This is a genomic window from Streptomyces sp. Ru73 (genome assembly GCF_002920575.1).
Lineage (GTDB): Bacteria > Actinomycetota > Actinomycetes > Streptomycetales > Streptomycetaceae > Streptomyces.
Genome location: NZ_PQSQ01000027.1, coordinates 1 through 14931, shown reverse-complemented (window position 1 = coordinate 14931; position 14931 = coordinate 1). Strand labels below are relative to the sequence as shown.

Sequence of the window (14931 nt, the reverse complement as noted above, 5' to 3'; positions counted from 1 at the left end):
CGGCGGCTCGGCCCTTGCTCCCATTGTCCTGTACGCGGCACTGACCGCGAAGGGGTGTCCCGCGGACGACGGAACGGCCCGGCCGGAAGGATCTCCGGCCGGGCCGTCGTCCCGGCGCCGCGCGAGGGCGGTGTCCGGGTTGTTCCCCGGGAGTGGTGCCCCGGGTCAGACCTCGCCGCGCCAGGCGCCGGTCTCCGTACCGCGGGACTCGATGAACTTCTTGAAGTTGTTCAGGTCCGTCGTGGCCTTGCTGCGCACGAAGCCGAGCTTGTCACCGACCGTGTCGGCGATCCCCTCGGGGTCGTGCTCCAGCTGGAGCATCACCTTGGTGTGCTGGTCGTCGAGGCGGTGGAAGGTCACCACGCCGGCCTGGCGCGCCTCACCGGCCACCGTGGTCCAGGCGACCCGCTCGTCCGGGATCTGCTCGGTGATCTCCGCATCGAACTCGCGGGTCACCCCGCCGACCTTGGTGACCCAGTGGGTCAGCGTCGGCGTCTTCTGCTCGATGCGTTCGACCCCGTCCATGAAGCGGGGGAACTCCTCGAACTGCGTCCACTGGTTGTAAGCCGTCGTCACCGGGACGGCCACCTCGACCGACTCTTCGATCTTCGACATGGTCCGGGCTCCTCCTCTCTCGGAACGTGCAGGGTCCCCCGCGTACCCGCGGAGCCGGGCCCGACACAGCGAATACGGGCCGGGGAGGAGACGGCCGGGTGACGCAGATCACCGGAGCGCGCGGTGTCGGGCAGGTTGCGCTCGGTAGACTGTAGACGATAACCAATCCCGGAGCCTTGGATCCGAGACGTAGAGGGGGACCGCGATGCTGTCCGCTGGACTGCCGCAGGGGACCGTGCCGAAGCTCGAACGCCCCGGCCCGCTGCGCGAACGGGTCTACGAAGCGCTGCTCGAACTGATCACCACCCGCGCGCTCCAGCCGGGCCGGCACCTGGTCGAGAGCGAGCTCGCGAGCCAGCTCGGCGTGTCCCGCCAGCCGGTGCGCGAGGCGCTGCAGCGGCTGAACACCGACGGCTGGGTCGATCTGCGCCCCGCGCAGGGCGCGTTCGTGCACGAGCCGACCGAGGAGGAGGCCGACCAGCTGCTGAGCGTACGCACCCTGCTGGAGGCCGAGGCGGCCCGGCTGGCCGCCGCGCACGCCACGGAGGCCGGCATCGAGGAGCTGTCCGCGCTGTGCGACCGGGGTGAGCAGGCAGTCCGCGAGGACGACGTGGACCTCGCCGTCGCCACCAACGCCGCCTTCCATGCCAAGGTGATGGAGCTGGCGGGCAACACCGTGCTCGCCGGGCTGGCCGACCAGGTCGGCCGGCGGGTGCGCTGGTACTACACCCCGGTCGCCCGGCAGCGCGGCAAGCGCTCCTGGGTCGAGCACCGCGAGCTGATCGACGCGATCTCACAGGGCGACGAGCAGCGGGCCACCGAGATCATGCGGGCCCACACCGAGCACACCCGCCGTACGTACCACGAGCGCGAAGGCGCCAAGTAGCCGCGGCCGAGCCGGAGACGGCACACGCCCCTTCTTTGTCCTGAGACAGGAGAAAGTGCTGACGGATTCCGTCCGTAGTACTTCCTCCTGCGGACAAGCGCTGCTACGTTCCCCTCGAAAGCCCGGCCGGAACGGCGCGCACCGACCCGTCCGTCCGTGCCGGGGCGAGCGATGTCGGTCTATGCCGAGTACGGCTGGGAGGGCGGCGTGAGGCGCATGACGGCCAGGCCCGCGAACGCGCATCAGGCGCGGCTCCTCCGCCTGCTGCGCGACCAGGGGGCCAACTCCCGCGCCCAGCTGGGCGATCAGGTGGAGCTCTCGCGCTCCAAGCTCGCCGTGGAGGTCGACCGGCTGCTGGAGACCGGGCTCGTCGTCGCCGACGGGCTCGCCGCCTCCCGCGGCGGCCGCCGCTCCCACAACATCCGGCTCGCGCCCACACTGCGCTTCCTCGGCGTGGACATCGGCGCGACCTCCGTCGACGTGGCGGTCACCAACGCCGAACTGGAGGTGCTCGGACACCTCACCCAGCCGATGGACGTCCGCGAGGGACCGGTCGCCGTCTTCGAGCAAGTACTGGCGCTGGCGCAGAAGTTGAGGGACAGCGGGCTCGCCGAGGGGTTCGACGGCGCCGGCATCGGCGTGCCGGGCCCGGTCCGCTTCCCCGAAGGCGTCCCCGTGGCGCCGCCGATCATGCCGGGCTGGGACGGCTTCCCCGTACGGGAGGCGCTCAGCCAGGAGCTGGGCTGCCCGGTCATGGTCGACAACGACGTGAACCTGATGGCGCTGGGGGAGCAGCACGCCGGAGTGGCCCGCACCTCGCAGGACTTCATCTGTGTGAAGATCGGTACCGGCATCGGCTGCGGCATCGTCGTCGGCGGCGCGGTCTACCGCGGTACGACCGGCAGCGCCGGCGACATCGGCCACATCCAGGTCGAGCCGGACGGCCGCCGCTGCGCGTGCGGCAACGCCGGCTGCCTGGAGGCGTACTTCGGCGGCGCCGCGCTCGCCCGGGACGCGGAGGAGGCGGCGCGCGAGGGCCGCTCGGCCACGCTCGCGGCCCGCCTCGAGGCGGCGGGCGCGCTCGAAGCGTCGGACGTGTCCGTGGCCGCCTCGGCCGGTGATGCCACCGCACTGGAGCTGATCAAGGACGGTGGCACCCGCACCGGGCAGGTCATCGCCGGACTCGTCAGCTTCTTCAACCCCGGCCTCGTGGTGATCGGCGGCGGGGTGACCGGCCTCGGTCACACCCTGCTGGCCGCGATCCGCACGCAGGTCTACCACCAGTCGCTGCCCCTGGCGACCGGCAACCTCCCCATCGTCCTGGGCGAGTTGGGCCCGCTGGCCGGCGTGACCGGCGCGGCCCGGCTCATCAGCGACCACCTGTTCTCGCCGGCCTGAGCCGGCCCCGGCTTCCGGGCCGTGCTGACGCACCGTCAGCCCGGTCCGGCGTTCGACCCGCACCACCGCACCACCGCACCACCGCACCACCCCGCTCCGCCGCGCGACCCGCACGTCCGCAGCACCGCTCCGCCCGCGTGACCGGTACGTCAGCTCCACCTGTCCGATCCGTACGCCGTACGAGCCGCAAGAGCAGTAACAGCAGTACGAGCAGTACGAGCCGCCGCGCCGGCCGCCAGGGCCGCCGCACCCGTACGAGCCGCACCACAGCACCAACCCCCCATGCGCCGTTCCGCGATGCCGCATGCCCGCATGCGCCCCGCTCCGCCCCGCCCGCTCGCCGGCGTACCGCCGAGGAGGCCCGCCATGGCACCAGCGCACCGCCCCGCACCGCCGCCGCCCGCGGCACACGAAGCCACCGGACCGCTGCTCACCATGTCCGGCATCACCAAGTCCTACCCCGGCGTGCGCGCCCTGGACGGCGTGGACCTGGACGTGGCGGCGGGGGAAGTGCACTGCCTGCTCGGCCAGAACGGTGCCGGCAAGTCCACCCTGATCAAGGTGCTGGCCGGCGCCCACCAGCCGGACGGCGGCGAGATCCGCTGGCGCGGCGAAACGGTCTCCCTGAAGTCACCGATCGCCGCCATGCGGCTCGGCATCGCCACCATCTACCAGGAACTGGACCTGGTGGAGCACATGTCCGTCGCCGAGAACGTCTTCCTCGGCCACGAACGCGCCACCGGCGGCTTCCTCCGCACCGGCGAGGCCCGCGACCGCACCGCCGAACTCCTCGCGCGGCTCGGTCACCCCGAGATCGACCCCGGCACCCTCGTCGGCCGGCTCTCCGCCGCGGGCCAGCAGATCGCATCGATGGCCCGCGCCCTCTCGCACGACGTACGGCTGATCGTCATGGACGAGCCGTCCGCCGCGCTCGACCCCGACGAGGTCGACAACCTCTTCCGCATCGTCGCCGCCCTCACCGCCTCCGGCGTGGCCGTGGTGTACATCTCGCACCGCCTGGAGGAGATCCGCCGGATCGGCGACCGGGTCACCGTACTGAAGGACGGCCGGACCGCGGCCCGCGGCCTGGACGCGCACACCACCCCCACCCGCGACATCGTCGCCCTGATGACCGGCCGCGACGTCGAGTACGTCTTCCCCGGACGGCGCGCGGCCACCGACCGCGCCGCACCCGTGCTCAGCGCCGAAGGGCTCGCCCGTGAAGGGGAGTTCGGGCCCGTCGACTTCCAGCTGCACCCCGGCGAGATCCTCGGCCTGGCCGGGCTCGTCGGCTCCGGCCGCTCCGAGATCCTGGAGACCGTCTTCGGCGCCCGCCGGCCCACCGCCGGCCGGGTCGTGGTCGACGGCAGGCCGCTGCGCCCCGGCAGCGTCACCGCCGCCGTACGCGCCGGACTCGGCCTCGCCCCCGAGGAACGCAAGTCACAGGCGCTGCTGCTCCTGGAATCCGTCAGCCGCAACGTCTCCGTCTCCTCGCTGCCGCGCTTCGCGCGGGCCGGCTGGCTGGACCGGCGCGCCGAACGGGCCGCGGCCCGCGCCGCCACCCGCGACCTCTCCCTGCGCCCCGACGACCCGGAGCGCCCGGTCCGCACCCTCTCCGGCGGCAACCAGCAGAAGGCCGTACTGGCCCGCTGGCTGCTCCGCGGCTGCCGGGTCCTGCTCCTGGACGAGCCGACCCGCGGCGTGGACGTCGGCGCGCGTGCCGAGCTGTACGCGCTGATCCGGCGGCTCGCCGACGACGGCGTGGCCGTCCTGCTGGTCTCCAGCGAGGTGCCCGAAGTCCTCGGCCTCGCCGACCGGGTGCTCGTCCTGCGCGAGGGCCGGGTCGTGCACGAGGACGCGGCGGCCGCGCTGGACGAGCACCGGGTGCTGGACCTGGTCATGAGCGAAGGGCCGGGGCCCACGCCGGCCCCGGCAGGCACCACCCCCGAGGAGACGCCGGCCCCGACACCGCGAGGAGACCGCCCGTGAACACCTCCGAAGGACACGCCCTCCCGGCCGAGGCGGGCAGCGCACCGCCGGGCCCCGCCGCACCGGCCGCCGATGACACCCGGCACGCCCGCCCCCGTCACCGCCCCGACCTGCGCAACCTCTCGCTCGTCGGCGTGCTCGCCGCCCTCGTGCTGGTCGGCGCGCTCACCAAGCCCGAGCAGTTCCTGAGCGTGCAGAACCTCCAGCTCGTCCTCACCCAGGCGTCCGTGATCGGCGTCGTCACCGTCGGCGTGACCTTCGTCATCATCGGCGGCGGCATCGACCTGTCGGTCGGCGCGATGGTCGCGCTCGCCACCGTCTGGGCCACCACCGTGGCCACCCAGAGCTACGGGCTCGGCGGCATCCTGCTGTGCGCGCTGTGCGTGGGCCTGGGCTGCGGCCTGGTCAACGGGCTGCTCGTGTCGTTCGGCGGCATGGTGCCGTTCATCGCCACCCTCGCCATGCTCGCCTCGGCCCGCGGCCTCGCGCTCCAGATCAGCGAGGGCCGCACCCAGATCGTCAGCGTCGAGCCGGTGCTGGAGCTGGGCCGCCGGGACGCGTACGTGCTCGGCATCCCGCCCATCGTGTGGGTCTTCGCCGTCGTCACCGTCGTCGGCTGGCTGCTGCTGAACCGTACGACCTTCGGCCGGCGCACCGTCGCCGTCGGCGGCAACCCCGAGGCCGCCCGGCTGGCCGGCATCGACGTACGCCGCCAGCGGCTGCTGCTCTACCTGCTGTCCGGGCTGTGCTGCGGCATCGCGGCCTTCCTGCTGCTCGTGCTCACCGGGTCCGGCCAGAACACCAACGGCAACCTCTACGAACTCGACGCCATCGCCGCGGCCATCATCGGCGGCACCCTGCTCAGCGGCGGCCGCGGCACCATCACCGGCTCCCTCCTGGGCGTCCTCGTCTTCACCACCATCAGCAACCTCTTCGCCCTGAACAACCTGGAGACCGCCGTCCAGCAGATCGCCAAGGGCGCCATCATCGTCGCCGCCGTACTGGTACAGAAGGGCCGCAAGCAATGACCGAGCGCACACCGGGAATGCCGGGAACCAGCCGCAGGAACATGCTCTTCGGCGCCGCCGCCGTCTCCGCCGGCGCCTTCCTCACCGCCTGCACCAGCAACGAGAACAACACCCCCGCCGGCGCCGGCAAGCAGCAGCAGGCCGGGGGAGTGGACGACAAGCCCGGCAAGAAGGTCACCATCGGCTTCGCCGGGCCACAGGCCGACCACGGCTGGCTGAACGCGATCAACCAGAACGCCAAGGACCGCGCGAAGCAGTACGAGGACGTCACCCTGGAGATCACCGAGGGCTCCAATGACACGGCCCAGCAGATCGGGCAGATCGAAACCCTGATCAACAAGAAGGTCGACGTCCTGGTCGTGCTGCCCGCCGACGGCAAGGCGCTCACCCAGGTCGGCCTGAAGGCCATGCGGGCCGGCATACCCGTCGTCAACCTCGACCGGGTCTTCGCCTCCCAGCAGGCCTACCGCTGCTGGATCGGCGGCGACAACTACGGCATGGGCCTGAACGCCGGGCACTACATCGGCGAGCAGCTGAAGGACAAGAAGAACGCCAAGGTCGTGGAGCTGGCCGGGATCGACAACCTGGAGCTCACCCGGCAGCGCACCAAGGGCTTCGACGACGCCCTGAAGAACTACCCCAACATCAAGAAGGTGGGCCGCCAGGCCGCCGAGTTCACCGTCGAGTCGGGCCAGTCCAAGATGGCCGGGCTGCTCCAGGCACACCCCGACTTCGACGCCCTGTGGAACCACGACGACGACCAGGGCGTGGGCGCCGAGCGGGCCATCGAACAGGCGGGCCGGGACGGCTTCCTGATGGTCGGCGGCGCCGGCTCCCGCAAGGTCATGGACACCATCAAGGCGGACAACTCCGTCCTGAAGGCCACCGTGCTCTACCCGCCCACGATGTCCGCCTCCGCCATCGACCTGGCCCGCGCGCTCGGCCAGGGCAAGGGCATCGGCGGCATGGCCGAGCTGGAGATCCCCGCCTCGATCACCCTGTACTCCGCCGTCGTCACCAAGGACAACGTCGACGACTACCTCCCGACCGGCTTCAACTGACGCGGCGCGCCCCGTCGGCCAGCGCCGCGGGGCCGTGCCGTACCCCCACACTGACCAGCACCGATGAGGTGATGCATGGACGACAACGCGCAGGACCCCACCCCCGACGGCCGCCCCGTACTGGGCATCGGCATGGTCGGCTACGCCTTCATGGGCGCGGCGCACTCCCAGGGCTGGCGGACCGTCGCCCGCGCCTTCGACCTGCCGCTGCGCCCGGCCATGAACGCCGTCTGCGGCCGGGACGCCGACGGCGTGCGCGCCGCCGCCGACCGGCTCGGCTGGGGCGCGGCGGAGACCGACTGGCGGGCGCTGATCGCCCGCGACGACGTCGACCTGGTCGACATCTGCACCCCCGGCGACAGCCACGCCGAGATCGCCATCGCGGCCCTCGAAGCCGGCAAGCACGTGCTGTGCGAGAAGCCGCTGGCCAACACGGTCGAGGAGGCGGAGGCCATGGTGGCGGCAGCGGAGGCGGCGCGGGCCCGCGGCCGGATCGCCATGACCGGTTTCAACTACCGCCGTACGCCCGCGATGGCCCTCGCCCGGCGGTTCGTCGCGGAAGGCCGCATCGGCACACTGCGCCACCTGCGCGCCAGCTACCTGCAGGACTGGCTGGTCGACCCGCAGGCCCCGATGACCTGGCGGCTGCGCAAGGACAGCGCGGGCTCCGGCGCCCTGGGCGACCTCGGCGCGCACATCGTCGACCTCGCGCAGCACCTGGCGGGGGAGCAGCTGGCGGGGGTCTCCGCTGTCACCGAGACGTTCGTCCGGCGGCGCCCGCTCGCCTCGGGCGGCACGGACGAGGTCACGGTGGACGACGCCGCGCTGTTCACCGGCCGGTTCGCCTCAGGGGCGCTGGCGTCCTTCGAGGCCAGCCGGTACGCGGCGGGCCGCAAGAACTCCCTCCGCGTCGAGCTCAACGGCGACCGCGGCTCGCTCTCCTTCGACCTGGAACGCCTCAACGAGCTGTCCTTCCACGACCACACCGAGCCGTCCGTCGCGGCCGGCTTCCGCCGCATCCTGGTCACCGAGCCGGACCACCCGTACCTGGAGGGCTGGTGGCCGCCGGGCCACGGCCTGGGCTACGAGCACACCTTCGCGCACCAGGCCCGCGACCTGGTGCACGCCATCGCCGCCGGCACCGACCCCGCGCCCTCCTTCGCCGACGGCCTGCGCGTGCAGCGCGTCCTGGCCGCGGTCGAGGAGAGCGCCGCGAAGAACTGCGTCTACACCCCCGTACCGGCCTGAGGAGGTCCCGTACCGTGCCACGCCAGTTCACTCTCTTCACCGGCCAATGGGCCGACCTGCCCCTGGAGGAGGTCTGCCGGCTGGCCCGCGACTTCGGCTACGACGGCCTCGAACTCGCCTGCTGGGGCGACCACTTCGAGGTCGACAAGGCGCTGTCCGAGCCCGGCTACCTGGACGGCCGGCGGCAGCTCCTGGACAAGTACGGCCTGAAGTGCTGGGCGATCTCCAATCACCTGGTCGGCCAGGCGGTCTGCGACGCGATCATCGACGAGCGGCACAAGGCGATCCTGCCGGCCCGCATCTGGGGCGACGGCGAGCCCGAGGGCGTACGGCAGCGCGCCGCCGCCGAGATCAAGGACACCGCGCGCGCCGCCGCCGCCTTCGGCGTCCGCACCGTCGTCGGCTTCACCGGATCCGCCGTCTGGCACCTGGTCGCGATGTTCCCGCCCGTCGTGCCCGGCATGATCGAGCGGGGCTACGAGGACTTCGCCGCGCGCTGGAACCCCATCCTGGACGTCTTCGACGCCGAGGGCGTCCGCTTCGCCCACGAGGTGCACCCCAGCGAGATCGCGTACGACTACTGGACCACCCAGCAGGCCCTGGAGGCCGTCGGCCACCGCCCTGCCTTCGGCCTCAACTTCGACCCGTCCCACTTCGTCTGGCAGGACCTGGACCCGGTCGGCTTCCTCTGGGACTTCCGCGACCGGATCTACCACGTGGACTGCAAGGAGGCCCGCAAGCGCCTCGACGGCCGCAACGGCCGGCTCGGCTCCCACCTGCCCTGGGGCGACCCGCGCCGCGGCTGGGACTTCGTCTCGGCCGGCCACGGCGACGTGCCCTGGGAGGACTGCTTCCGGATGCTGCGTTCGATCGGGTACGAGGGACCGGTCTCCGTGGAGTGGGAGGACGCCGGCATGGACCGGCTCCAGGGCGCCCCCGAGGCGCTGGCCCGGCTCAAGGCGTACGACTTCGACCCGCCGTCGGCCTCGTTCGACGCGGCGTTCGGCGGCTCGGACACCTGACGGACCGTCCGCCTTTGTCCTGCTGACGGCAGAAGTCGTCATCCCTCATGTCAAAGGTCTATCCACAGCGAGCGAAGGCAGCTATTTTCGCCTCTGGTGTCACGTACACGTACATGACGGCTCGCACGGCGCACTGAACTCCCCAGCACCGCCCACCGCACGGCACTCGACCCGCCCGGGAGGCACCGCGTGCACAGAAGACGTCGCAGAATCCGCTCCACCCTCGCCCTGTTCGCCGGCGGCCTGCTCGCGGCCGGCTCGCTCTCGCTCGGCAGCACCCCCTCGGTCGCCGCACCCGCCGCGGACCCGGCACCCACCGCCGAGGACTTCCAGCAGGTCACCCTCGCCAAGGGCGCGGCGGAGGTCGGCGAGCCCATGTCCCTCGCCGTCCTCCCCGACCGCTCGGTCCTGCACACCGCGCGGGACGGCACGCTCCGGCTCACCGATGCCACCGGCGACACCAAGGTCGCCGGCAAGCTCCCCGTCTACACCCACGACGAAGAGGGCCTCCAGGGCGTCGGCGTCGACCCCGGCTTCAAGGACAACCGCTTCATCTACCTCTACTACGCACCCCCGCTGGACACCCCGGCGGGCGACGCGCCGGACAACGGCACCGCCGCCGACTTCGCCAAGTTCGACGGCGTGAACCGGCTCTCCCGCTTCGTCCTCAAGGACGACGGCACGCTGGACACCGCCAGCGAGAAGAAGATCCTGGAGGTCGCCACCTCCCGCGGCACCTGCTGCCACGTCGGCGGTGACATCGACTTCGACGCGCAGGGCAACCTCTACCTCTCCACCGGCGACGACTCCAACCCCTTCGCCTCCGACGGTTACACGCCCATCGACGAGCGCGCCGACCGCAACCCCGCATACGACGCCCAGCGCAGCGCCGGCAACACCAACGACCTGCGCGGCAAGATCCTGCGCATCAAGGTCAACGAGGACGGCTCGTACGACATCCCCGAGGGCAACCTCTTCCCGCCCGGCACCGAGAAGACCCGTCCCGAGATCTACGCGATGGGCTTCCGCAACCCCTTCCGGATGAGCGTCGACAAGCCCACCGGCATCGTCTACGTCGGCGACTACGGTCCCGACGCGGGCGCCGCGAACCCCAGCCGCGGCCCGGCCGGACAGGTGGAGTTCGCGCGCGTCACCAAGGCCGGCAACTTCGGCTGGCCGTACTGCACCGGGAACAACGACGCCTACGTCGACTACGACTTCGCCACCGGCAAGTCCGGCGAGTCCTTCGACTGCGCCGCACCCAAGAACACCTCGGTGCACAACACGGGCCTGACCGATCTGCCCCCGGCCCAGCCCGCCTGGATCCCGTACGACAACGACTCCGTACCGGAGTTCGGCAGCGGATCGGAGTCCCCGATGGGCGGCCCGGTCTACCGCTACGACGCCGGCTCCGACTCCAAGGTGAAGTTCCCCGAGTCCTACGACGGTGACTTCTTCGCCGGTGAGTTCGGCCGCCAGTGGATCAAGCGGATCGAGCAGGACGCGGACGGCAAGGTCCAGTCGATCAACCCGTTCCCCTGGTCCGGCACCCAGGTGATGGACATGGCCTTCGGCCCGGACGGCGCGCTGTACGTGCTGGACTACGGGCTGAGCTGGTTCGGCGGCGACGAGAACTCCGCGCTGTACCGCATCGAGAACGCCACCGACGGCCACTCACCCGTGGCCGACGCGAAGGTCGACCGGACCTCCGGCAAGGCGCCCCTGAAGGCGAAGTTCAGCGCGACCGCAACCGACCAGGACGGTGACGCGCTCACCTACTCCTGGGACTTCGGCGACGGCACCAAGTCCACCGCGCAGAACCCCACCCACACGTACAAGAAGAACGGCACCTACACGGCGACCGTCACCGCCAAGGACCCGTCAGGACGTACTGGTTCGGCCAGCGTGCACCTCACCGTCGGCAACACCGCGCCGACCGTGACGCTGCAACTCCCCGGTGACGGCCAGCTGTTCACCTTCGGCGACAAGGTGCCGTTCAAGGTGAAGGTCACCGACCCCGAGGACGGGAAGATCGACTGCTCCAAGGTCACCGTCACCCACATCCTCGGCCACGACAACCACGGCCACGCCGTGACGTCCGCCAACGGCTGTGAGGGCACCATCCAGACGCTGGCCGACGGCGAGCACGACCCCAACGCCAACATCTTCGGGGTCTTCGACGCCGAGTACACCGACAAGGGCGCGAACGGCCAGCCCGCGCTGACCACTCACGATCAGAACGTCACCCAGCCCAAGCACCGCCAGGCCGAGCACTTCAGCACCTCCAAGGGCGTCAAGGCGGTCGACCACACGCCGGCGCACGGCGGCAAGACCGTCGGCGACATCCACAACGGCGACTGGATCGGCTTCACCCCCTACCTCGTCTCCAACGCCACCGAGCTGACCGCCCGGGTCGCCTCGGCCGGCGCCGGCGGCACGCTGGAGGTCCGCACCGGCACGCCCGACGGCAAGCTGCTCGGCACGGCCAAGGTGCCGGTGACCGGCGGCTGGGAGACGTACACCGACGTCCGCACCGCCATCGCCAAGCCGCCCGCCGGGACGACGACGCTCTACCTCGTCTTCAAGGGCAGCGGCACGGACGCGCTGTACGACGTGGACGACTTCGAGTTCACCACGAAGTGACGGAGTAGCGCGCCCGCGCACCGACAGGGGCGGGCGGTCCCCGTGGCCCGCCCGCCCCGCACCGCCCCACCGCTCGGGTCCCGGCCCCGTCCGCTCGGGTCCCGGCCCCGTCCGCTCGGGGGCCGGCACCGCACCCCGCTCAGAGATCCCTTGCCCAGCCACCCCCCGCTGCTGGAGGAAGGACTCCACACATGCACCCGCACCAGCCCACCGCAAGACAGCACACCGGACGTCGGCACACCGCTCGCCGGAACACCGCAGGGCGGCCCACCGCACGACGGCACACCGTACGTCGGCTCGGTGTCACCGCAGCGGCAGCCGCGGCCCTGCTCGCCTCCATGGCACTGCCCGGCACCGCCGCGCCCCAGGCCGGCGGGGGCAAGGCCGACGGCACCCGGGTCCTGGTCTTCTCCAAGACCGCCGGCTTCCGCCACGACTCCATCCCCGAGGGCATCACCACGGTCAAGGAACTCGGCGCCCAGCACGGCTTCGCCGTCGACGCCACCGAGGACGCCGGCGCCTTCACCACCGCCAACCTCGCCCGCTACGACGCGGTGGTCTTCCTCTCCACGACCGGCGACGTGCTGGACTCCGCCCAGCAGACCGCCTTCGAGAAGTACATCGCCGCGGGCGGCGGCTATGTCGGCGTGCACGCGGCCGCCGACACCGAGTACGACTGGCCCTTCTACGGCGGCCTGGCCGGCGCCTACTTCCAGTCGCACCCGGCGATCCAGCCCGCCACCCTGCGCGTCGAGGACCGCGCCCACCCCGCCACGGCACACCTGGCGGCCGCCTGGGACCGCACCGACGAGTGGTACAACTACCGCACCAACCCGCGCGACCGCGCCCACGTCCTCGCCACCCTCGACGAGACGACGTACACCGGCGGCACGATGGGCGGCGACCACCCGCTGGCCTGGTGCCAGGAGTACAACGGCGGCCGCGCCTTCTACACCGGCGCAGGGCACACCAAGGAGTCGTACGCCGAGCCCGCCTTCCGCACCCACCTCCTCGGCGGCATCCGCTACGCCACCGGCCTCGCCCAGGCCGACTGCCGCCCGGAGAACGGCTACACCGCCCTCTTCGACGGCACCCGGAAGAGCCTCGACGGCTGGAAGCAGGCGGGCCCCGGCTCCTTCACCCTGAACGAGGACGACGCGACACTCACCTCCGACGGCGGCATGGGCATGCTCTGGTACGCCGCGAAGGAGCAGCACGGCTACTCCCTGAAGCTCGACTGGAAGATGGCGAGCGCGTCCGGCGACGACAACTCCGGTGTCTTCGTGGGCTTTCCCGCCTCCGACGACCCCTGGTCGGCGGTGAACAACGGCTACGAGATCCAGATCGACGCCACCGACGCGCCCGACCGCACCACCGGCTCCGTCTACGGCTTCCAGGCCGCGAACACCAAGGCCAGGGACGCGGCCCTGAGCCCGCCGGGGGAGTGGAACACCTACGAGATCCGCGTCCAGGGCGAACGCCTGAAGGTCTTCCTCAACGGCCGCAAGATCAACGACTTCACCAACCACGATCCGGCGCGCTCCCTCCGCCAGGGCTACGTCGGCATCCAGAACCACGGCCCCGACGACAAGGTCTCCTTCCGCCACATCCGCCTCAAGCCGCTGGGCCCGGGAAGCACCGGGCAGTGACGGGCGAACCGGGGGGAGCGGGCCGAGTGGGGCGAGCGCGCTTCGGCTCGGCGGGGCGAGCCTGCTTCGGCTTGGTGGGGCGGGCCCGCTTCGGCTTGGTGGGGCGGGCCTGCACCGGCTCGGTGGGGCGAGCGCGCGTAGATGGCCGCCGGGTCGGCGGGGCGGGCGGATAGCGGCTCGGTCGGGCGGACGGATACGGGCTTGGCGGGGCCGATGGACATCGGCTCGGCGGAGCGGACGGATACCGGCCCGGTGGGGCGGGTGGATGCCGGCTTGGCGCGGCGGGTGACACCGGTTCGGCGGGGCGGAGGGACACCGGCTCGACGGAACGGACAGATACCGGCCCGGTGGGGCGTATGGATACCGGCCCGGCGAGGGCCGGACGGACACCGGCTCAGCAGGGCGAGCGAATACCGACACGGGAGGGCGTATGCGTACGGGAAATGGCTCCGCACCGGAGAGTGGCCGCACCGGAGTGTGGCTGATCGGCGCGCGGGGCTCGGTCGCCACGACCGTCGTCGCGGGCTGCGCGGCACTCGCCGCGGGCCTGCACGAGCCGACCGGCATGGTCACCGAGACGGCGGCCTTCGCCGACGTCCCACTGCCGCCGCTCGCGTCCCTCGTGTTCGGCGGCCACGACATCGCCTCCTGCCCACTGCCGAAGCGCGCCGAACAACTCGCCGCCAGCGGTGTCCTGCCCCACGGCCTGCCCCGCTCGGTACAGACCGAACTCGCCGCCGCCGACGCGGAGATCCGCCCCGGCGGCCCCCAGCCGGGCGACACCCGCGACGAAGAGACCCTGGTGGCCGCCTTCGCCACGGACCTGCGCACGTTCCGCGAGACGCACGACCTGGAACGGGTCATCGTCATCAACGTGGCGTCCACGGAGGCGGCGCCGGGGGCCGGGGCGGCGACGGAGGCGGTTGCCGGGAGCGCGTCACCCGAGGGCGCGTCCGCCGGTGAGGCGGGTGTGGGGGGCGCGTCCGCCGGTGAGGCGGGTGCCACTGGTACGCGTGCCGGTGGGACAGGTGATGAACGGTCACCGGCCACGGCCCCCCTCCCTCCAGCTCCCTCTACGCGCTGGCCGCCCTCCGCGCCGGCTGCCCGTACGTCAACTTCACCCCCTCCACCGGCCTGCACCACCCCCAACTCCGCGACATGGCCCGCTGCAGCGGCCTCCCGTACGCGGGCCGCGACGGCAAGACCGGCCAGACCCTGCTGCGCTCCGTCCTCGCGCCGATGCTGGCCCAGCGCGCGCTGACCGTACGGGCCTGGTCCGGTACGAACCTCCTCGGCGGCGGCGACGGCGCGGCCCTCGCCGACCCCGCGGCCGCCGCGGCGAAGAACGCCGGCAAGGCCGCCGTACTCCGCGACACCCTCGGCGAACTCCCG

General features: G+C 72.2%; 10 protein-coding genes and 1 pseudogene. 10 read left to right on the top strand and 1 reads right to left on the bottom strand.

Annotated elements, in window-relative coordinates:
* Positions 1-165: 165 nt before the first annotated feature.
* Positions 166-615 (bottom strand): SRPBCC family protein, encoded by a 450-nt coding sequence (locus C3486_RS14645; protein ID WP_103833122.1) that lies wholly within the window; start codon positions 613-615, stop codon positions 166-168.
* A 205-nt stretch (positions 616-820) separates the two neighbouring features.
* Here C3486_RS14645 and C3486_RS14640 point away from each other — a divergent pair, with 205 nt between their 5' ends.
* From C3486_RS14640 to C3486_RS38010, 10 genes and pseudogenes are all read left to right on the top strand, one after another.
* The gene (locus C3486_RS14640; RefSeq protein WP_103833121.1) at positions 821-1501 is read left to right on the top strand and encodes a GntR family transcriptional regulator; all 681 of its coding nucleotides are present in this window, start codon (positions 821-823) and stop codon (positions 1499-1501) included.
* 216 nt (positions 1502-1717) lie between these two features.
* Complete coding sequence (locus tag C3486_RS14635; protein ID WP_103833171.1) at positions 1718-2899, top strand: ROK family protein; 1182 nt, start codon at positions 1718-1720, stop codon at positions 2897-2899.
* 366 nt (positions 2900-3265) lie between these two features.
* Positions 3266-4888 carry a sugar ABC transporter ATP-binding protein gene (locus tag C3486_RS14630; protein ID WP_103833120.1) on the top strand — a complete coding sequence of 541 codons (1623 nt, stop codon included), beginning with the start codon at positions 3266-3268 and terminating at the stop codon, positions 4886-4888.
* Positions 4885-5916 (top strand): ABC transporter permease, encoded by a 1032-nt coding sequence (locus C3486_RS14625; protein ID WP_103833119.1) that lies wholly within the window; start codon positions 4885-4887, stop codon positions 5914-5916. Before C3486_RS14630 ends, C3486_RS14625 begins: the two co-directional genes overlap by 4 nt.
* Positions 5913-6977, top strand: coding sequence for a substrate-binding domain-containing protein (locus C3486_RS14620; protein ID WP_103833118.1), 1065 nt, complete (start codon positions 5913-5915; stop codon positions 6975-6977). The genes C3486_RS14625 and C3486_RS14620 overlap by 4 nt, the downstream gene beginning before the upstream one ends.
* A 75-nt stretch (positions 6978-7052) precedes the next feature.
* Positions 7053-8225: a Gfo/Idh/MocA family protein gene (locus tag C3486_RS14615; RefSeq protein WP_103833117.1), complete on the top strand. Its 1173-nt coding sequence runs from the start codon at positions 7053-7055 to the stop codon at positions 8223-8225.
* Between the two features lie 14 nt (positions 8226-8239).
* Entirely contained in the window at positions 8240-9247 is a 1008-nt protein-coding gene (locus C3486_RS14610) for a sugar phosphate isomerase/epimerase (protein WP_103833116.1), read from the top strand.
* Positions 9248-9436: 189 nt separating this feature from the next.
* Positions 9437-11890, top strand: a complete 2454-nt coding sequence (locus tag C3486_RS14605) for a PQQ-dependent sugar dehydrogenase (protein ID WP_103833115.1) — start codon at positions 9437-9439, stop codon at positions 11888-11890.
* A gap of 338 nt (positions 11891-12228) precedes the next feature.
* Positions 12229-13539, top strand: a complete 1311-nt coding sequence (locus C3486_RS14600; RefSeq protein WP_103833114.1) for a ThuA domain-containing protein — start codon at positions 12229-12231, stop codon at positions 13537-13539.
* Between the two features lie 430 nt (positions 13540-13969).
* Positions 13970-14931: pseudogene (locus tag C3486_RS38010) on the top strand (inositol-3-phosphate synthase); the annotation flags it as partial.

Bases quoted from the DNA above. Each gene is read 5' to 3' on its own strand.
- C3486_RS14620 (WP_103833118.1), top strand. From the start codon at position 5,913: ATGACCGAGCGCACACCGGGAATGCCGGGAACCAGCCGCAGGAACATG.
- C3486_RS14645 (WP_103833122.1), bottom strand. From the start codon at position 615: ATGTCGAAGATCGAAGAGTCGGTCGAGGTGGCCGTCCCGGTGACGACG.
- C3486_RS14600 (WP_103833114.1), top strand. From the start codon at position 12,229: ATGGCACTGCCCGGCACCGCCGCGCCCCAGGCCGGCGGGGGCAAGGCC.
- C3486_RS14635 (WP_103833171.1), top strand. From the start codon at position 1,718: ATGACGGCCAGGCCCGCGAACGCGCATCAGGCGCGGCTCCTCCGCCTG.
- C3486_RS14630 (WP_103833120.1), top strand. From the start codon at position 3,266: ATGGCACCAGCGCACCGCCCCGCACCGCCGCCGCCCGCGGCACACGAA.
- C3486_RS14615 (WP_103833117.1), top strand. From the start codon at position 7,053: ATGGACGACAACGCGCAGGACCCCACCCCCGACGGCCGCCCCGTACTG.
- C3486_RS14640 (WP_103833121.1), top strand. From the start codon at position 821: ATGCTGTCCGCTGGACTGCCGCAGGGGACCGTGCCGAAGCTCGAACGC.